The organism is Ruegeria sp. BHSC043, assembly GCF_059612985.1.
In genome coordinates, this window is the sequence record NZ_JBXWRS010000002.1 from 189400 (window position 1) to 208251 (window position 18852).

17 protein-coding genes and 1 pseudogene are annotated in these 18852 nt (G+C 63.8%); 9 read left to right on the forward strand and 9 right to left on the reverse strand.

Going from position 1 to position 18852, the window contains the following annotated elements:
• The first annotated feature begins 32 nt into the window (after nucleotides 1–32).
• Complete coding sequence (locus AC2FMM_RS05975) at nucleotides 33–878, forward strand: HalD/BesD family halogenase (RefSeq protein WP_496796058.1); 846 nt, start codon at nucleotides 33–35, stop codon at nucleotides 876–878.
• 6 nt (nucleotides 879–884) lie between these two features.
• On the opposite strand, the gene AC2FMM_RS05980 is transcribed toward AC2FMM_RS05975, so the two are convergent.
• A complete protein-coding gene (locus AC2FMM_RS05980; protein WP_496684491.1) occupies nucleotides 885–1529 on the reverse strand; it encodes a response regulator transcription factor in 645 nt (214 codons plus the stop codon).
• Nucleotides 1529–2962 (reverse strand): cache domain-containing protein, encoded by a 1434-nt coding sequence (locus AC2FMM_RS05985; RefSeq protein ID WP_496684494.1) that lies wholly within the window; start codon nucleotides 2960–2962, stop codon nucleotides 1529–1531. Before AC2FMM_RS05985 ends, AC2FMM_RS05980 begins: the two co-directional genes overlap by 1 nt.
• 250 nt (nucleotides 2963–3212) lie before the next feature.
• Here AC2FMM_RS05985 and AC2FMM_RS05990 point away from each other — a divergent pair, with 250 nt between their 5' ends.
• The 3 genes from AC2FMM_RS05990 (at nucleotide 3213) to AC2FMM_RS06000 (ending at nucleotide 7718) form a co-directional block, all read left to right on the forward strand.
• On the forward strand, nucleotides 3213–4295 hold the full coding sequence (locus AC2FMM_RS05990) for a TRAP transporter substrate-binding protein (protein ID WP_496711782.1): 1083 nt from the start codon (nucleotides 3213–3215) through the stop codon (nucleotides 4293–4295).
• A gap of 123 nt (nucleotides 4296–4418) precedes the next feature.
• Nucleotides 4419–5345 carry a TRAP transporter small permease subunit gene (locus tag AC2FMM_RS05995; protein WP_496794802.1) on the forward strand — a complete coding sequence of 309 codons (927 nt, stop codon included), beginning with the start codon at nucleotides 4419–4421 and terminating at the stop codon, nucleotides 5343–5345.
• 18 nt (nucleotides 5346–5363) lie between these two features.
• Nucleotides 5364–7718, forward strand: a complete 2355-nt coding sequence (locus AC2FMM_RS06000) for a TRAP transporter large permease (RefSeq protein ID WP_496796059.1) — start codon at nucleotides 5364–5366, stop codon at nucleotides 7716–7718.
• Nucleotides 7719–7792: 74 nt separating this feature from the next.
• Here AC2FMM_RS06000 and AC2FMM_RS06005 read toward each other — a convergent pair.
• The 4 genes and pseudogenes from AC2FMM_RS06005 to AC2FMM_RS06020 form a co-directional block, all read right to left on the reverse strand.
• Nucleotides 7793–8178 (reverse strand): annotated as a pseudogene (locus AC2FMM_RS06005) (VOC family protein).
• A gap of 6 nt (nucleotides 8179–8184) precedes the next feature.
• Nucleotides 8185–9009, reverse strand: coding sequence for an arginyltransferase (locus AC2FMM_RS06010; RefSeq protein ID WP_496686399.1), 825 nt, complete (start codon nucleotides 9007–9009; stop codon nucleotides 8185–8187).
• 74 nt (nucleotides 9010–9083) lie between these two features.
• The gene (locus AC2FMM_RS06015) at nucleotides 9084–9515 is read right to left on the reverse strand and encodes an RDD family protein (RefSeq protein WP_496796060.1); all 432 of its coding nucleotides are present in this window, start codon (nucleotides 9513–9515) and stop codon (nucleotides 9084–9086) included.
• Between the two features lie 61 nt (nucleotides 9516–9576).
• A complete protein-coding gene (locus AC2FMM_RS06020; protein WP_496683893.1) occupies nucleotides 9577–9996 on the reverse strand; it encodes a DUF2852 domain-containing protein in 420 nt (139 codons plus the stop codon).
• Between the two features lie 178 nt (nucleotides 9997–10174).
• Here AC2FMM_RS06020 and glnE point away from each other — a divergent pair, with 178 nt between their 5' ends.
• From glnE to AC2FMM_RS06040, 4 genes are read left to right on the forward strand one after another with little or no spacing between them, the layout of a single operon-like run.
• Complete coding sequence (glnE, locus tag AC2FMM_RS06025) at nucleotides 10175–12967, forward strand: bifunctional [glutamate--ammonia ligase]-adenylyl-L-tyrosine phosphorylase/[glutamate--ammonia-ligase] adenylyltransferase (protein ID WP_496796061.1); 2793 nt, start codon at nucleotides 10175–10177, stop codon at nucleotides 12965–12967.
• On the forward strand, nucleotides 12954–13226 hold the full coding sequence (locus AC2FMM_RS06030; RefSeq protein WP_496740741.1) for a hypothetical protein: 273 nt from the start codon (nucleotides 12954–12956) through the stop codon (nucleotides 13224–13226). The genes glnE and AC2FMM_RS06030 overlap by 14 nt, the downstream gene beginning before the upstream one ends.
• A 47-nt stretch (nucleotides 13227–13273) precedes the next feature.
• Nucleotides 13274–14482: an RSP_2647 family RNA methyltransferase gene (locus AC2FMM_RS06035; protein ID WP_496796062.1), complete on the forward strand. Its 1209-nt coding sequence runs from the start codon at nucleotides 13274–13276 to the stop codon at nucleotides 14480–14482.
• Entirely contained in the window at nucleotides 14479–15021 is a 543-nt protein-coding gene (locus AC2FMM_RS06040) for an RSP_2648 family PIN domain-containing protein (RefSeq protein ID WP_496796063.1), read from the forward strand. Before AC2FMM_RS06035 ends, AC2FMM_RS06040 begins: the two co-directional genes overlap by 4 nt.
• Nucleotides 15022–15084: 63 nt before the next feature.
• Here AC2FMM_RS06040 and AC2FMM_RS06045 read toward each other — a convergent pair whose 3' ends face one another.
• The gene (locus AC2FMM_RS06045; protein WP_093962334.1) at nucleotides 15085–15771 is read right to left on the reverse strand and encodes a M48 family metallopeptidase; all 687 of its coding nucleotides are present in this window, start codon (nucleotides 15769–15771) and stop codon (nucleotides 15085–15087) included.
• Between the two features lie 203 nt (nucleotides 15772–15974).
• Here AC2FMM_RS06045 and AC2FMM_RS06050 point away from each other — a divergent pair, with 203 nt between their 5' ends.
• On the forward strand, nucleotides 15975–17459 hold the full coding sequence (locus AC2FMM_RS06050) for an inorganic phosphate transporter (protein WP_496686388.1): 1485 nt from the start codon (nucleotides 15975–15977) through the stop codon (nucleotides 17457–17459).
• A 19-nt stretch (nucleotides 17460–17478) separates the two neighbouring features.
• Here the strand turns inward: AC2FMM_RS06050 and AC2FMM_RS06055 are convergent, their stop codons facing one another.
• Nucleotides 17479–18663: a vWA domain-containing protein gene (locus AC2FMM_RS06055; protein WP_496796064.1), complete on the reverse strand. Its 1185-nt coding sequence runs from the start codon at nucleotides 18661–18663 to the stop codon at nucleotides 17479–17481.
• A 4-nt stretch (nucleotides 18664–18667) separates the two neighbouring features.
• Nucleotides 18668–18838: a hypothetical protein gene (locus tag AC2FMM_RS06060; protein ID WP_496683914.1), complete on the reverse strand. Its 171-nt coding sequence runs from the start codon at nucleotides 18836–18838 to the stop codon at nucleotides 18668–18670.
• Nucleotides 18839–18852 lie beyond the last annotated feature (14 nt).

The following is an 18852-nucleotide window of genomic DNA, read 5'->3' on the forward strand; positions in this document are numbered from 1 at the left end:
CTGAAACGGAAAGTGCAAGGACGGAGGCGCGCATGCTTGTGGATTTGGTGGACCTGGGCCGTTATCCGATCGACCGGCCGGACTCGGCGGCCTACCAGCGGCTGATCGCCGATATCCGGCGCGAGCTTGACGCGGACGGGTGCGCGGTGCTGCCCGGTTTCGTGCACGACGGTGGTCTGGCGCAGTTGCTGGCCGAGGCCGAGGCCGTCGCCCCGCGCGCGCATCGCAGTTTCAACCGCACCAACCCCTATTTCACCCGAGACGACCCCCGGTTCGGCATCCGCCACCCGATCCGACGGTTCTATGACCGGTCGAACGCATTTGTACCGGCCGACAACTTCCCCGAGACCGGCCCGTTGCGGCGTATCTATGAATATGATGGCTTTCTGCCCTTTATCCGCGCGGCCCTGAACGAACCCCAGGATCGGTTCTTTCGCTATGACGATCCTCTGGCCGACGTGATCATCAACGTGGTCGAGGAAGGGCAGGGGTTCCCCTGGCATTTCGATACCAACAACTTCACCGTGACTCTGGCGATCCAGAATGCCGAACGGGGCGGGGCGTTCGAATACGCGCCCAACCTGCGCACGCCTGAACACGAGAATTTCGACAAGGTGGCCGCGATCCTCGACGGTGACATGAGCGCTGTCCGGCAACTGGAACTTCAGCCTGGTGACCTGCAGATATTTCGCGGCCGCTACTCGCTGCACCGGGTTGCACCGGTCAGCGGCCCTTGGCCGCGCTATGTGGGTATCTTTTCCTTCGTTGAGGCAGAGGGGATGTGTGGCGGCATAGAGCGGACAAAACAGCTGTACGGCCGCGTGCTGCCGCATCACCTTGCGCGTGCCGGGCGGCGGGCTGACCGTCTGTTGGACTGACCCGCGTCAGTACCCGACGCCGGTGCCCTGCAATACGCCATGTTCCAGCGCATAGCGCGTCAGGCCGGCGGTCGAGGAAATGCCCAGCTTGCGCTTGATGTTCTTGCGGTGGGTCTCGACCGTGCGGACCGAGATGTCCAGCGTCTGGGCCACTTCCTTGTTCGACTTGCCCTGCGCCAGTTCCAGTAGGATCGTCTGCTCGCGCCCGGTCAGCGCTTCGCGGGTGCTGTCGCCCTTGGGCTCCAGAGAGCCGCTGGCCCCGGTGCACAGATAGCGCTCGCCGCGCATCACCGCATCGATGGCCTGTTTGATCTCGTCGGTCGGCACATCCTTGAGGATGTATCCCTTGGCGCCATGGCTCAGCGCAGTCGAGATGTATTCGGGGCTGTCATGCATCGACAGGATCAGGATTCGGGTCTGGGGCAGGCGTTCCAGAATGATCTCGGTGGCGCTCAGCCCGCCCGTGCCGGGCATGTTCAGATCCATCAGAATCACGTCGGGCCGCAGATCCGGGGCCAAGTCGATTGCTTCCTGCCCGTTGCCCAGGGTGCCGACCACGTTAATGTCGTCATAGCTTTCAAGGATCGACTGGATGCCCTCGGCAACCATCGGATGATCGTCGACGATCAGGACTCGGGTCGTGTCTGTCATCAGGAACCGGCCTTTCTTTTGGGTGTCGCGTCTTCCTGCGGCGGCAGCAGGTGGCTCAGCGGCAGGCTGACCTCGATCACCGTTCCGCTCTGCGCGCCGCGTGATGACAGAATGCGCAGGGTCCCGTCAAGCTGTTCGATCCGCTCCTGCATGTTGCGCAGGCCGATCCCGGTGCTGATCTGGCCCGGCCGGCTGCGCAACCCGCGCCCGTTGTCGGTGATGCGCATCGTGGCGCCTCGCTTGTGGCCGCGCAGGTCGATCGTCACCCGCGTCGCGCCGGAATGGCGTTCGACATTGGTCAGCGCCTCTTGCGCGATTCGGTAGAGCGCGATCTTGCTGTCATGGTCCAGACGGTTGCGGAACACGACGGTGGAAAACTCGGTCTCGATCCCCGTGCGTTCGCGGAAATCGTCGGTCAGCGCCTTGAGCGCGGGGCCGAGGCCCAGATCGTCCAGAACACCGGGGCGCAGGTCGCGGCTGATGCGGCGCACCTCGGTGATGGCGGTGCCCAGATTGTCGATCCCCTTGTCCAGCGGCGCCCGCGCACCGTCATGATCGCCTTTTGCGAGGCGCCGGCGCGCATTGTCCAGCGCATAGCGCACTCCGACCAGAATCTGGCTGATCCCGTCATGCAATTCGCGCGCTACGCGGCCGCGCTCTTCCTCCTGGGCGTCGATGACCCGCTTGGTCAACTCTTTCAGCTTGGCATCCGCGAGGCGACGTTCGCGGATGTTCAGCAGCATCCCCGAGGCAAAGACGATCAGCACCGCCGCCAGAACGATGCCGCCGATATAAAGGAAGGTGCGCTGCACGCGCGCCTCGACCTCGGCGCGGGCATTGGCGACGGTGGCAACGATGTCGTCGATGAACACGCCGGTGCCCACCGCCCAGCGCCAGTCCTGCAGGCCGACCACATAGGCGATCATCATCGCCTCTTCCCCGGTCGAGGGCTTCTGCCACATGAAGCTGTGCCACCCGGCGCCTTGCCGGGCCAGCCGGATGAACTCGTCCACCACGGGCACGCCGTTGCTGTCGGTCAGACCTTCCCAGTTGCGGTTGATGAACTCGGTCTGGCGGGGGCTGACCAGGTTGTTGCCGTCATAGTCATAGACGAAAAAGAACCCGTCCTTGCCGTAGATCATCGCCGACAGGATCTGGGCGACGGTCTTCTTGGCCTCTTCGTCATCGGGGGCAGCGCGGCCGTAGATATAGGCAAAGCCGTTACGCGCCTGGGTGACATAATTGCGCAGTTCCTGCTTCTTGGCCTCGATCAGGCGACGCTCCAGCGCCTGTATCTCACGCTCGGCCGTGGCGCGGGATTCGATGGCCACCATCAGCGCGATTGCCGCCACCGCCAGCACCAGCGGGATGGCCGCGACCAGTGACAGTTTCTGCGCATAAGTCAGCGAAAACAGAGATCGAAGTTTCCCCATGGACGAATCGATACGCAAGCCGCGGCGCAAATGCAAAGAGATTGGGCATCTTTCGCCGTTCCGGGCCCGAAAGTCACGCAGACGATAGCGGTAACAGCCGGTTTTGCCATCATGCCGGATCAAAAAATCGCGCGCTCTACGCAGTAGTAGGTATTCACTTTCAAGCGGCCTTGATTAACGTGTCGACACTCGAAGCGACTGGTCCGGGTGCGCCCGGGCCGTGAATGAATGAAGGGGAGGATCACCTGATATGGATCGTCGCAAGTTTCTGAAGACATCGGCACTGGGCGGCTCGGCCGCGGCGGCAACCGCACTGGCGGCACCGGCCTACGCGCAGGGCAAGCGCACGCTGACCATGGTTACCTCGTGGGGCCGCGGTCTGGCGGGCGTGTTCGACAGCGCCCAGCGCTGCGCCGACAGCATCACCGCAATGTCCGACGGCAACCTGACCGTCGACATCAAGGCCGCGGGAGAACTGGTCGGCGCGTTCGAAGTGTTCGACGCCGTGTCGTCGGGCCAGGCCGACATGTACCACGCCGCCGACTATTACTTCGTCGGTCAGCACCCGGCCTATGCCTTCTTCACCGCGGTTCCGTTCGGCATGACCGCGCAGGAACTGGTGAACTGGTACTACTTCGATGGCGGCATGGAACTGCATGACGAGCTGGGTCAGATCTTCGGCCTGAAGTCGTTCCTGGCCGGCAACACCGGCGCGCAGGCCGGCGGCTGGTTCTCGAAAGAGATCAACAGCCCCGAGGACTTCAACGGTCTGAAGTTCCGTATGCCGGGCCTGGGCGGCAAGGCGCTGGGCAAGCTGGGCGCATCGGTCCAGAACATTCCGGGTTCGGAAGTGTACCAGGCGCTGTCGTCCGGTGCGATCGACGGCACCGAGTGGATCGGTCCCTGGGCCGACGAAAAGGCCGGCTTCCAGGAGATCACCAAGATCTACTACACCGCTGGCTTCCACGAGCCGGGCGCGGGCCTGTCGCTGGCAACCAACCGCGAAGTGTTCGAAAGCCTGTCGCCGGCGCACCAGAAGATCATCGAGATCGCGGCCGCCGAAGCGCACCAATGGAACCTGGCGCAGTTCCTGGCCAACAACGGTGCGGCGCTGCAGCGTCTGCAGGCCGGTGGCGTGAAGGTCATGGAATTCCCCGACAGCGTCTGGGATGCCTTCGGCAAGGCCAGCCAGGACGTTCTGGCCGAGAACATGGGCGACGAGCTGTTCAAGAAGGTCCATGACAGCGCAATGGCGTCGATGAAGGCCTCTTCGTCGTGGCTGAACATGTCGTCGGGCGTCTACACCGCGCAGCGCGACCGCGTTCTGGGCTAACTGGCCAACTGGCAATCATTCGGTTTCCCCGCCTCGCGCGGGGAAGCCATTTCTGTTGCAGGTGCGCGGATCGGTCAAATTCCGGTATAATCAGCATCGCAACTGACGGGACCTGGGGACATCATGCAGGACGAAAACGGTATCTCGTTCTTCGGCGCCCTGTGGAACGGACTGCTCTGGTTCGTTCAAAACATCGCCGAAGCCTTCTATAATTTCGGATACGCGATCACGCATCCGCAGCTGTGGCTGGACTGGTCGAACAAAGAAGCGATCATGCGCTTCGTCTATTATGGCGGATCGGTCGAGTTCTTCTTCGTGGTCTTCACAGGCTTTCTGGTGATGACGGCCATCGGCATCTATCACCGGAATTTCATGTGGGGCGTCGTGCGCGTTCTGGAAGGCTTTGCCAACACGACGGGTCGGTTCTTTGCCTGGGCTGGCCTCCTGATGGTGATCCAGCAGATCGTCATCGTGTTCATGCAGCGTGTTTTCGCGCGGCCCGACATGGCGTTCGGCCTGGGTATTCCGTTTCAGATGGATATCAGCTGGTACGCCGAAGAGCTGAAGCTGTACAATGCGCTGGTCGTCTGCCTGTGTTGCACCTACACCTTCGTGCAAGGCGGCCATGTCCGGGTTGACCTGATCTATGCCGGCATCTCGCACCGGGCCAAGCGCGTGGTCGACATGCTGGGCTCGATCCTGTTCATGATGCCCATCGCGGTTCTGGTCTGGCTGTATGGCTGGTTCTTCCTGTGGCGGCACCTGATCGTGCCGAATCCTTCGGCCAGCGACACGCTGGACCGGCTGGTGATGAAATCCCGCGCGCTGCGCTGGAACGTCGAAACCATCGGTTTCAGCCCCAACGGCTTCAATGCCTACTTCCTGTTCAAGATCCTGCTTGTGGCCTTTGCCGCGATGGTGTTCCTGCACGCGATCGCGTTCTTCTACCGGTCCTATCTCGAATTCGTCGAAGGCCCGGAAAGCGCTGGAAAATACCTTGACAAGGACAGCCTTGGCGAAGGTGAAGAAGCCTACGAAGGCACACATTAAGGACGGAGACCCAGACACATGCTATTCGGACTTGATGGCGTCGAGATAGGCCTCATTATCGTATTTCTCTGCCTGTTTGGCGGGATTCTCAGCGGCTTTCCGGTGGCGTTTGCCATCGGCGGGGCCGGCATCATCTCTTTCGGGATCATCGCCGCGCTGGACAGCGCCGGATTGCTGATCCACCAGGCGATCGACACAAGCTCGCAAGCCTATCGGGACCTCGTGAATTCGGGCGTGAAACCCGATGTGATTTCCGTGTTCCGATATCCGGATCTGCCAAGGATTGCCGAGCCGGTCTTCGCCTCGGGCTGGGAAACCGCGCTGGACCGCAACGTGTCCTTCATCGTGAACCGCATCAACGAACGGGTTCTGGCCGGTCAGTCGATCGAGACTCTGCTGGCGGTGCTGATGTTCGTGCTGATGGGCATCACGCTGGAACGCTCGAAAATCGCCAACGACCTGCTGACCACCATGGCGCGCGTCTTTGGGCCGCTGCCGGGCGGTCTGGCGGTGTCGATCGTGGTCGTGGGTGCGTTCCTTGCGGCCTCGACCGGGATCGTGGGCGCGACCGTGGTGACGATGGGCTTGCTGGCCCTGCCGACCATGCTGCGCAACAACTACTCGCCGGAACTGGCGACTGGCGTGATCGCGGCCTCGGGCACGCTGGGCCAGATCATTCCGCCCTCGATCGTGATCGTTCTGTTGGGCACTCTGGCGGGAGACCTGTATTCGACTGCGCAAGAGACCCGCGCAGTCGAGGCGGGCTGTACCGACGCGCTGACATATCTGGGTGAGCCGGCCGTGGTTTCGGTGGGGACGCTGTTCCAGGCGGCGCTGCTGCCGGGGATCATGCTGGCGCTGCTTTATGCGCTCTACGCATTTGGCTACGCGTTGTTGAACCCGCACAAGGCGCCTGCGGTCGAACTGTCGGGTGGCAGCGGCGAGCCGATCACGCGTTCGGAAGGGCTGACCTGGCTGCTGGGTGCTCCGGTCGCTCTGATCGTGGGCGCGGTGCTGCTCGGCAACCTAGGCGTCATCGGCAGCCAGAATATCACGGTTTCGGGATTCTCGGATATCGGTGAGGCAGCCACGCTGCGTACCAACGTGTCCGAAGAGTGCAAGGCCTCGATGATCGAACTGCATGGTCAGGAGGCCTGGGACAAGGCTGTGGCCGAGCAGGAAGCCATCGACGCTGCCGGCGGCGTGACCGAGTCGCAGCGGCTGAGTGAGGAAGAGCTGGTTGCCGCGCGTGAAGCCAAGATCGCCGCCGCCGCACCGATCGGTACCGGTGTTGCAGTGATTGTCGTGCTGCTGGGGCTGACGCTGGTGATGGGCCGGGGCATCGCGCCGTCGCAATCGCCGCAGCCGCTGATCGTGGGGGCAATCGGGCTTGTCCTGATGCTGCTGGTCGATGTGCTGCTGATCGCGCCGACCACCTCGTCGGGGGCCACGTTCCTGCTGTTGGCGCTGCCGTTCGCACTGGCAATGTATGGCTGCAAAGCCGCGGCGGCGCGCTGTGCCACCAATGATCTGATCCGCGTGGTGTTCCCGCCGCTGGTTCTGATCATCGCGGTTCTGGGCTCGATCCTGGGCGGCGTGACCAACCCGACGCCGGCGGCGGCGCTGGGGGCGGGCGGGGCCATCATGCTGGCGGCCTATCGCAAGCTGCAGGACCAGGGGCGGTCGGGCAAGGTGATCATCTGGTCGACCTTCGCGGTCATCATCTGCCTGCTGCTGGGCGTGAACTTTGACCTGCGCATCAATCAGGGTGGCGTCTCGGTCGAGAGCTGGATCGCCTTCATCCTGGCCTATGCTGCCTATCTGTACGCGCTGTTCGGCCTGCTGTTCGCGTGCTGGGTGTTGTTCACAAGCGGCGTGCTGACACCGGTGGTGCGGGAAACCGCCAAGGTGACCTCGATGGTCTTCACCATCCTTATCGGCTCGCAGCTGCTGAACCTCGTGGTGATCTCGTTCGGCGGGGAGCACTATATCCAGCAGTTCCTGAGGAGCTTCGACAACGAATTCACGGTCTTCCTGATCGTGATGTTGGTGCTGTTCATCCTGGGCTTCGTGCTGGACTTCCTCGAGATCATCTACATCGTGATCCCGATCGTGGGGCCGGTGATCTATGGCGGGTCGTTCGATCCGAAATGGGTGACGATCATGGTGGCGGTGAACCTGCAGACCTCGTTCCTGACGCCGCCATTCGGGTTCGCGCTGTTCTATCTGCGCGGCGTGGCGCCGAAAGAGGTGACGACGGGCCATATCTACCGCGGGATCATCCCCTTCGTGCTGATCCAGGTGGTGGGCATAGCGATCCTGTGGTTCTTCCCGTCGATCGTGACCATCGTTCCGGACCTGATCCCGAACTGACAGGTCTTGGCGTTTTCAAATTGAAAAGGGGGCCGCGTGGCCCCCTTTGCTTTGCCACCGGCTGACGCCGGTTGTCAGGTGAACTGGATCAGGTCACAGCGGTTTCCGAACGGGCCCTGCCAAACGGCAACAATGCATAGGGTTTGTGGCGCGACTCCTCCTCGAACAGAACGCCCTTGGCCCGCATGTCCGCGTGATCGCGGGCGAAATCATCGGTGGCTAGGAAGAAGCCCACCCGGTCGCCGGTCTGGTTGCCGATGGCGGCCTGCCGATCGGCCCCATCGGCCTTGGCCAGCACCAGCCCAGCGCCGCCGCCGGGCGGGGTGACGAGAACCCAGCGTTTGCCGTCGCCCAGTTCGACATCCTGGGTCAGTCGAAAGCGCAGCGTCCGGGTGTGGAACGCGATCGCGTCCTCATAGTCCGGCACCACCAGGGTGACGGCTTGCAAGGTTTGCCGCATGGATGTTCAACCCCTGGTCGGGTGTCGGTCGGGAAGCTGGATGCTTGCGACCTGTTCGGCAATCGGAGCGGCCGCCAGCGGATGGTGTTCGCTGTTCGAGAAGGCCGAGGGGTCGCTGACCGATTGCCACCTGTTGCCCAAATAGACTTCCAGGCCCGCGAACTTGGCCTTGTACCCCATCTTGGGGCTGCCCGGCACCCAATAGCCCAGATAGACATAGGGCAGGCCGGCCTCGCGCGCGATATCGATATGGTCGAGGATCATGTAGGTGCCCAGAGAGTTCTGCGGCTGATCGGGGTCGTAGAAGGAGTAGACCATGCTCAGCCCGTCATCCAGGACGTCGGTCAGGCTGACGGCGATCAGGTTGCCGGTTTCCGGGTCGGCATATTCCACCACGCGGCTGCGGATCGGGGTTTCCTCGATCATCGCAGCAAATTCGAACACGTCCATATCGGCCATTCCGCCATCTGCGTGACGCGCATCGAGATAGCGCCGGAACAGTTCGTACTGGTCATCGGTGGCCCAGGGCGAGGTTGCACGCCGCTGGAGATGCGCGTTGCGTCGCGCCGCGCGTTTCTGGCTTTTGCTCGGGTGGAACGCCGACACGTCAATCCGCGCCGAAAGGCAGGCGGCGCAATCGGCGCAGGATGGCCGGTACAGTACGTTCTGCGAGCGCCTGAATCCCTGTTGCGACAAGGCGTTGTTCAGGTGATCGGCACCTTCACCCTGAAGCGCGGTGAACAGCTTCCGCTCAACCCTGCCCTCGAGATAGGGGCAGGGTTGTGGTGCAGTCACATAGAACTGCGGCGCAATCGGCAGCGTGTGTCGCATGAAGGCCCCGTGTTTCCTCGGGGATGATGATAGCAACGCAAATCCGGGTCGCCAAGTCCCTGAAACGGTTGGGTTCAGGCGCGCTGGTTCAGCATGACGGTGCCCAGGAAGGCATCGGTCAGGCCCTGGTTGCGGGCGCTGGTCAGCATCATGATGACCGAGATGATCTGCAGGATCGGGAAGGCCATGCTAACGAAATACCCCGCAGTGTGGGCCACGGCCTTGCCGGTGTCCATCCGTTCGCCGAAGGCGTCGCGCAGCTCGATTCCCATGAATCGCATGCCCAGCGTGGCAGAGCCGTTGGCGATGGTGACCACCCGGTAGACAAAGCTGACCGCTGCGTAGATCAGCGCAAGCACGAAAAGCCCCATGCCAAAGGTCAGCAGAATGGCGACCGTGCATAGCAGCGAGATGAAGGCGATGTCGAACAGCCAGGCGAAGAAACGTTTGATCGCCACCGATTGATAGAATTCTGGCTGGCGGTCGGGATCAGGCAGGTGGGTCATTGCAGGTTCCGAATATCCGTTGGGGCGCCCTGTCCCTAAACCGGGGCAGGGCCAGTGTCCATCAGGCGGTTTCGCCTTTGTCGTCCGCATCGTTGGCGCGGGCGCGCTCGTCCATGAACTGGTCGAACTCGGCCTTGTCCTTGGCCTCGCGCAGGCGGCGCAGGAAGGCTTCAAAGTCCTGCTGCTCGCGCTCCAGCCGGGCCAAGGTATCGGCCTTGTAGGCATCGAACGCGCTGTTGCCCGAGGGCTTCATCGCGCTCATGTGGCTGTGCCACGAATGGCGGCGGCTGCAGGATTTGCTGAACATACGTTTGCTCCAGATCATGTAGGCAAGAAGGGCCAGCCCGACGGGCCAGAAGAAGATGAAACCAAGGACCATGGCGGCGATCCAGGCGCCTTTGCCCTTGTCGTCCAGCCAGGTTTCGGTGCGGTGCAGCCATCCCGGGTTGCGGGGGACGGCGGATTCGGACAATGCGGTCATGTGGGCTCTCCTGGGTTAATGTAAAACGCTTTCACATTGATGTAGATGGGGGCGTGCGGCCGGGTTGCAAGGGATCAATGTGAAAAAGATTTACATTTTTGTGCGTCCGTGCGGATCTTCCCCGCAGGGCCGCTTTGCCCCATTGACCTTAACGGACGGCAATGTGCACCTTGCGCGCATGAGCGAAGCCCTGTCCATCACCCGTGTTCCGCGCGCCTATGACCCCGATCTGGGGCGCGAAGCCGTTGCTGCCGTGCCCGATCTGACGCCCGAGCAGTCCGAGTTGATCCTGGGCGCCGCTGGCAGCAGCCCCTATCTGAACGGTCTGATCCAGCGCGAAGGCGACTGGCTGGCGAAGGCCTTGCGGGACCCGCAGCAGGCGATGGAACGCGTCATGTCCAAGGCCCGTGCCCTGCCGTCCGACCAGTTGAAGCCCGGTTTGCGGCTGGCCAAGCGCCGCGTCGCGTTGCTGACCGCGCTGGCCGATCTGTCGGGCGCATGGCCGTTGGAACAGGTCACCGGCGCGTTGACCGACTTTGCGGCGCTTGCCGTGGACATCGCGGCCAAGGCCGAGATCGCGGCGCTGATCCGGCGCAAGAAACTGCCCGGCATGACCGAAGACGACGTCGAGACCGCCGCCGGGATGGTGATCCTGGCGATGGGCAAGATGGGCGCGCACGAACTGAACTACAGCTCGGATATCGACCTGATCGTGCTGTTCGACGAAACCCGGTACGATCCGGATGATTTCTATGAGGCGCGACAGGGCATGGTGCGGGCGACGCGCAATTTCTGCGCCACACTCAGCGACAAGACGGCCGATGGTTACGTGTTCCGCACCGATCTGCGCCTGCGCCCCGATCCCGCGGTCACCCCTGTCTGCATGGCGACCGAGGCGGCCGAGCGCTACTACGAAAGCCTGGGCCGCACATGGGAGCGTGCCGCCTATATCAAGGCCCGCCCATGTGCCGGCGACATCGCCGCCGGGCAGCGGTTTGTGGAAACCCTGCGGCCCTTTGTCTGGCGCCGCCATCTGGATTTCGCCGCCATCCAGGACGCCCACGACATGCGCCTGCGCATCCGCGAGAACAAGGGCACCGGGGGGGCTCTGACGGTCCCTGGCCATGACATGAAGCTGGGGCAGGGCGGCATTCGCGAAATCGAGTTCTTTACACAGACCCGGCAGTTGATCGCCGGGGGCCGTGACCCCGATCTGCGGGTGTGCGGCACGGTTCCGGGACTGGCGGCGCTGGCGGCAAAGGGCTGGGTACCGCAGGACGCGGCCGACAAGCTGACCGACCACTACCGCGCCCATCGCGAGGTCGAACACCGCATCCAGATGGTGCATGATGCGCAGACCCACAAGGTGCCGCAATCGCCCGACGGGATCGAGCGCATCGCCTGCCTGATGGGCACCACCAGCGCCGAGCTGACGGCCGATCTGACCCGCCGCCTGAGCGAGGTGCACGAGCTGACCGAGGGCTTTTTCGCGCCCGGCGCCGGCCCCGCGCCGACCGCAGCGCCACCGGTCGCGTTCGACGCCGGCGTTCTGGCCCGGTGGACAACCTATCCCGCGCTGCGCTCGCAAAGGGGCGCGCGCATTTTCGAGCGGCTCAAGCCCGAACTGCTGGCACGGCTGGCCAAGACCGCCCGCCCCGACGAGGCGCTGCTGGCGCTGGATGGGTTTCTGGCCGGCTTGCCCGCCGGTGTTCAGCTGTTTTCCCTGTTCGAAGCCAACCCGCATCTGATCGACCTTCTGGTCGATATCGTCGGCACCTCGCACGCGCTGGCGTCGCACCTGTCGCGCAATGCGCAGGTGTTCGACGCCGTGATCGGCGGCAGCTTCTTTGCCGAGTGGCCCGGTCAGGCCGCGCTCCGGCAAGAACTGGCTGCGGCCCTGTCCGCCGAGACCGACTATGAAACCCAGCTGGACCTGGCCCGACGCTGGTGCAAGGAATGGCATTTCCGCATCGGCGTGCATCACCTGCGCGGGCTGATCGATGGGCTTGAGGCCGGTCGGCAATATGCCGAGCTGGCCCAGGCCGTGATCGCCGCGATCCTGCCTTGTGTCGAGCATCAGTTCGCGCGAAAGCACGGGCCGGCGCCGGGCCGGGGCGCGGCGGTGCTGGGCATGGGGTCGCTGGGGGCGGGCCGAATCAACTCGCAATCCGACCTGGACATGATCGTGATCTATGACCCGCAGGGCGAGGAGATGTCGGATGGCCTGCGGCCGCTGGCCACGCGTACCTACTACGCGCGGTTCACCCAGGCGCTGATCACCGCGCTGTCCGCACCCATGTCTCAGGGGCGTCTGTACGAGGTCGACATGCGCCTGCGCCCGTCGGGCAATCAGGGGCCGGTGGCGACAAGCTGGGCCAGCTTCACCCATTACCAGCAGAAGGAAGCCTGGGTGTGGGAACATCTGGCCCTGACCCGCGCCCGCGTGGTCGCGGGCGAGCCCAGGCTGGCCCGCGACATCGAGGCCTTCCGCTCCGACTTCATCGCGCGCCCGCGGGACGCGGGGCATGTCCTGCGCGAAGTCTCGGAAATGCGTGCGCGTTTGGCGGCAGCCAAGTCTCCCGCTGGGATCTGGGACGTCAAGAATGGGCCCGGCCGCCTGCTGGACATCGAACTGATGGCCGAGGCCGGGGCCTTGCTGGCGGGCTCGGCGGAACGCGATGTGGTCTCGGGCCTGCAGGGCGCCGTCGCTACGGGGCTGCTTGAGGTCGCTCAGGCGCAGGTCTTGTGCGAGGCCTATGACCTATTCTGGCAGGTGCAATGCGCCGCGCGGCTGCTGTCGGGCAAGGTGATCGAGGCCGACAAGATCGGGCAGGGGGGCACGGCCTTTCTGTGCCGGGCCACTGGGTTTGAGCAGGTCGAACAGTTGCAGGCCGCATTGCAGGAAAACTATGCCGCCGCCGCCGCCATCATAAGCGCGGTGATCGAGGAGGGACGCGATGCCGCGCAGTGACGACCCCAACGACCCCAAGGGCCTGATCCGCGAGGCCTATCGCATCGAGGGCATCGCCTTGCCCGAATGCCGCAGCATCTTTCTGGACTGGGCGCTCAGCCTGCCGGACGGGCGCGACCAGAAACAGGCGCTGACCGCGTTGCACGCTTTCTATGCCGCGCGCGATGCTGATCATCCCATGACACAGGTCTTGCGCGAAGGTCTGGACACCGCGCAGGCCCCGCGCCGGCGCGGCGGTTGGCGTGCCCGGCCACGGTGACCCAATCGGGGCTTTCCTGCCCGCGCAATCGCGACTATGAGGGCGCCATGACGCAATCCACCACGCCCGACCGCCCCAGAATCCGTTTGAAACCCAAAGCCAACGCGCGCGGTCTGCGCCACGGCTTTCCCTGGGTCTATGCCAATGACATCGTTACCGACCGGCGCACCCGCAAGATCGCGCCCGGTGCGCTGGCCGTGCTTGAGGATGACAAACGCGCCCCGATCGCGCTGGTGGCAGTCAATCCGAACTCCAAGATCATGTGCCGGGTGCTGGATCGCGACCTGTCGGCGCAGCTGGATGCCGGGTGGTTCGAAACCCGCCTGCACCGAGCGCTCGACCTGCGCGAACGCCTGTTTGATGCGCCGTTCTACCGGCTGGTCCATGCCGAGGCCGACGGTTTTCCCGGTGTCATCATTGACCGGTTCGGCGACGCCTGCGTGATCCAGCCCAACGCCGCGTGGGCCGAGGCGCATCTGGACCTTCTGACCGACGCGCTGGTCGCGGTGACAGGGGTGACGACCGTACTCAAGAACGCCGCGGGCCGCACCCGTGGGCTGGAAGGTCTGGATGACGTGAACCAGACCCTGCGCGGCACCGCGCCCGATGCACCACTGCCCGTTCCGATGAATGGCGCGATCTACATGGCCGACCTGACCGGGGGCCAGAAAACCGGCCTGTTTTACGACCAGCGCCCCAACCACGCCTTTGCCGCCCGCTTGGCGGGCCCCGGTGCGCATGTGCTGGACGTGTTCAGCCACGTGGGCGGGTTTGGCCTGGCCATGCTGGCCGGTGGCGCCGACCACGCGCTGTCGGTCGATGGCTCGGCCGCCGCGCTGACTCTGGCCGAGCAGGGCGCCGTCGCCTCGGGCTTTGGCGACCGCTTTGAAACCCGACAGGGCGATGCTTTTGACGTCCTGACCCATCTGGGCGAGGACGGTGCGCAGTTCGACGTGGTCATCTGCGATCCGCCAGCCTTTGCGCCGTCGAAACAGGCGCTGGATGCCGGGCTGCGGGCCTATGAGCGGATCGCCCGCCTGGCCGCGCCGCTTGTCAAACCGGGGGGGCATCTGGGCCTGTGTTCCTGCTCGCATGCCGCCGACCTGACCCGCTTCCGCGAGGCCTGCGCCCGCGGTATCGGCCGGGCCGGGCGTCAGGCGCAGATGATCCACACCGGCTTTGCTGGACCTGACCATCCGCAACTGCCGCAGCTGGCCGAGAGCGGTTATCTGAAATCCGTGTTCTACCGACTGTGAAGGCGGTTCTCGACACCTGCGTCATCTACCCGACGGTGATGCGCGAGATGCTGCTGGGCGTGGCGGCGCGGGGCCACTTCTCCCCGCTCTGGTCGGCTCGCATCCTCGAGGAATGGGTCCGCGCCGCCCGCAAACTTGGCCCCGAGGGCGAGGCACAGGCCCGGGCCGAAATCGCGTTGGTGCAGGCACATTGGCCACAGGCCGAACGCCCCGAGGCGCCCGGCCTCGAACAGCGCCTCTGGCTTCCCGATCCGGCCGACACGCATGTGCTGGCCACCGCGGTCGCCGCTTCGGCCGACACGATCATCACCGTCAATGCCAAGGACTTTCCAAGACATATCCTGGCCGAAGAGGGCCTTGCCCGCATCGACCCCGACAGCTTCCTTCACGGCATCTGGCAGAATGATCCGATCAGCGTCGAACAGGTGGCTCAATCGGTTCTGACCGAAGCCAACCGCCTGTCGGGCGACAGATGGACTCTGCGCGCATTGATGAAAAAGGCCCGCCTGCCGCGCCTAGGCAAGGCTCTGGCGGCCTGACCGCTTCATCTGGCCCAAAATATCCCGGAGAGCGCGAGAGGCTGGCCTCTCGCATCCTGACCCTCAGCCACGCTCCCAACGTTGCTCAAGGGCCTCCAGCGCGGCAATTCGCTCGTCCGTCTTGGGATGGCTCATCAGCCAGGCCGGAACCACGCCCGCCCGTTGCTGTGTCAGATCCTCAAGCTTGTGAAACAGGGATTTCTGCGGTCCGATCCCGATTCCGGCCTTGGTCAGCAAGGCGGCTGCGTATTCGTCCGCCTCATACTCGTCCGCCCGCGACAGGCGCGAGGCCAGCAGCGCGGTCAGCGCATTGGCGATCCACGCGCCGATGAACGGAATGAACCGGTTGAGCAGCATCATCAGCGCCGCCCGCATTGCGTTCTGACCGGAAAAATCGATCATCCGCCGCCGGGCATGGCCCAGCGCCACATGCCCCAGCTCGTGCGCGATGACGCTGGCCATCTCCTCGGCCGAGACCTCGCCGTTGCGGAACTTGCGATAAAACCCACGGGTGATGAAGATGCGCCCGTCCGGCGCGGCCAGTCCGTTCACCGGGTCGATTTCGTAGATATAGACCGGCACGCGCGCCACATCCAAGGCGGCGGCCAAGCGGTCGGTCATGCGTTTCAATTCGGGATCGGCCAGCTCGGTCGACTTCGCATCCAGCTCGCGATGGGTGCGCCAGACGGAAATCCGATACATCACAATGGCATAGGCAATCGCCAGTAGAATTGGGGTCAGACGCAACATACCCCAGATATGGGCGGATCGGGATGCGGGGGCAAGTCGTTGCTCATCACTTTCGGGCAATGTGGGCGACTTAGGGCAGTCCGTGAGACGGAAATCGCCCGGCGTCAGATTGCAAATTCCATATTTCAAAGGTTGAAGCGAGGGCGAAACCCTTCTAGGGCAAGGCGCGCGCCGTGCCAGCGCGCGCTATGCAAGAGGGACAAATGGCCAATACAGACTCAGAAGCCCGGCACCTTGAAACATTGGATCGTGATCTGCGGCGGTTTTCCCGCCTCGAGGTCGCAACGGCGCAGGTCGGGCGGCCGTTTGTCGGATCGGGCATCGCATTCGTGTTTATCGTAATCGCCGGGATCACGGCTGCTTTGTTGTTCGGACAGGCCAGCAACACGATGATCGTCGTGATCGCGGCCATGTTCGGCGCTTACATGGCACTGAACATCGGGGCGAACGATGTGGCCAACAATATGGCTCCGGCGGTGGGCGCGAACACCCTGACCATGGGCGGCGCCATCGCGATTGCTGCAATTTTCGAAAGCGCCGGCGCCCTGATCGCGGGTGGAGACGTGGTCTCGACCATCGCCAAGGGCATCATCAATACCGAAAGCATGGGAACAGCAACTGTCTTCATTTGGGCCATGATGGCCGCGCTGCTGTCTGCCGCGCTTTGGATCAACCTGGCCACCTGGATCGGCGCTCCGGTCTCGACCACGCATTCGGTCGTGGGGGGCGTCATGGGGGCAGGGATCGCAGCGGCGGGGTTCGGTGCCGTCAGCTGGGGAAAGATGAGCCAGATCGCTGCAAGCTGGGTCATCTCGCCGGTTCTGGGCGGTGTCATTGCTGCTGCTTTCTTGTGGTTCATCAAGTCCCGGGTCATCTATCAGGACGACAAGATCGCCGCGGCGCGCAAATGGGTTCCGGTTCTGGTCGGCATCATGGCCGGGGCGTTTGCCTCGTACCTTGCGCTGAAAGGCCTCAAACATCTGTTCAAGATCAACCTGCAGACGGCCCTGGTGATCGGCCTGGTCAGTGGCGTGCTGATCTGGTTGGTGACGATTCCGGTCATTCGTCGTCAGGCCGAGGGGCTAGAGAACCGCAACAAATCGCTCAAGATCCTGTTCGGTATTCCGTTGATCATTTCGGCGGCGCTGCTCAGCTTTGCGCATGGGGCCAATGACGTGGCCAATGCCGTCGGGCCTCTGGCCGCGATCGTTCAGGCCTCGGCGGTGGGTGATTTCACCCATGCGGTGAACATTCCGCCCTGGGTCATGATCATCGGCGCCTTTGGTATCTCGTTCGGCCTGTTCCTGTTCGGGCCCAAGCTGATCCGGGTGGTCGGCAGCCAGATCACCAAGCTGAACCCGATGCGGGCCTATTGCGTGGCGCTGTCGGCGGCGATCACCGTGATCGTAGCCAGCTGGCTTGGCCTGCCGGTCAGTTCGACCCACATCGCCGTTGGCGCGGTGTTCGGCGTCGGGTTCTTCCGGGAATGGGACGCCGAGCGGCGCCTGATCAAGGCGCGCGGTGCCGTGCCGGAACGCCCGGTGCTTGCCCCCGAAGAGCGCCGCCGCCGCAAGCTGGTACGCCGGTCGCATTTCCTGACGATCATCGCGGCCTGGGTGATAACCGTGCCCGCAGCGGCCCTGCTGTCGGGGCTGCTGTTCCTGGGAATTCAGGCAATCGCCGGATAAGACCAAAGCCGGGCTGTCGCTACCGCGTCAGCTCGCGCATACCGCGTTCCAGCCCGGCCAGCGTCATCGGCACCATCCGGTCTTCGAATATCTCGCGGATCATGCCGATCGAATGGGTGTACTCCCAGTATTTCTCGGGCACCGGATTGATCCACAGGTTCGACGTCCACTGCTCGCGCGCGCGCTGCAGCCAGACCTGACCGGGCTCTGCGTTCCAGTGCTCGTTGGCGCCGCCGGGATAGGCGATCTCGTAGGGCGACATCGAAGCGTCACCCACAAAGATGCACTTGTAGTCGGGGCCATACGTCCGCAACACCTCATGCGTGGGGGTCTGCGCATCCCACCGGCGTCGATTGTCGCGCCAGACGCCTTCGTACAGGCAGTTGTGGAAATAGAAATATTCCAGGTGCTTGAACTCGGCCCGGGCGGCCGAGAACAGCTCCTCGACCACTTTCACATGCGGGTCCATCGATCCGCCGACATCGAGAAACAGCAGCACCTTGACGGCATTGTGCCGCTCGGGGCGGGTCTTGACGTCGAGATAGCCATGCTCGGCCGTGGCGCGGATGGTGCCGTCGAGGTCCAGCTCTTCGGCGGCGCCCTCGCGGGCCCAGCGGCGCAGGCGTTTCAGCGCGACCTTGATGTTGCGGGTGCCCAGCTCGACCGTGTCGTCCAGATTGCGGAACTCGCGCTTGTCCCAGACCTTGACCGCGCGCTGGTGGCGGCTTTCCTTCTGACCGATGCGCACACCTTCGGGGTTGTAGCCATAGGCCCCGAAGGGCGACGTGCCCGCGGTGCCGATCCACTTGTTGCCGCCCTGATGGCGGCCTTGCTGCTCCTTCAGCCGCTCGCGCAGTGTCTCCATCAGCTTGTCGAACCCGCCAAGCGCTTCGATCTCGGCCTTTTTCTCGTCTGACAGGTGCTTCTCGGCCATCTTGGCCAGCCACTCGGCTGGTATGTCCACAGCCTCAAGCACCTGATCCATGGTGATCTCGGACAGCCCCTCGAAGCTGGCGGCGAAGGCGCGGTCGAACTTGTCGATGTTACGCTCGTCCTTCACCATCGAGACACGGGCGAGGTAGTAGAACGCCTCGATGTCGTAGGTGGCCAGCCCCTTTTTCATCCCCTCCAGAAAGGTCAGGTATTCCCGCAACGAGACGGGGATGCCGGCTTTTCTGAGGTTCTCGAAAAAGGGAATGAACATCCGATCAGCCCACCATCCGAACCAGGATCAACGACGCCACCAGCCCCAAAAGGGCGAAGGCGATGCCGTATCCGGCGGCGTATTGGGCGATGTCGGCCCCGCTGCCCTTGCGCCTGCGTGCCGTCAGCGCGCCCAGAATCGCTCCTACGATCGCCATGCCCCAAACCAGTCCCATTCGCTTGCCATCCG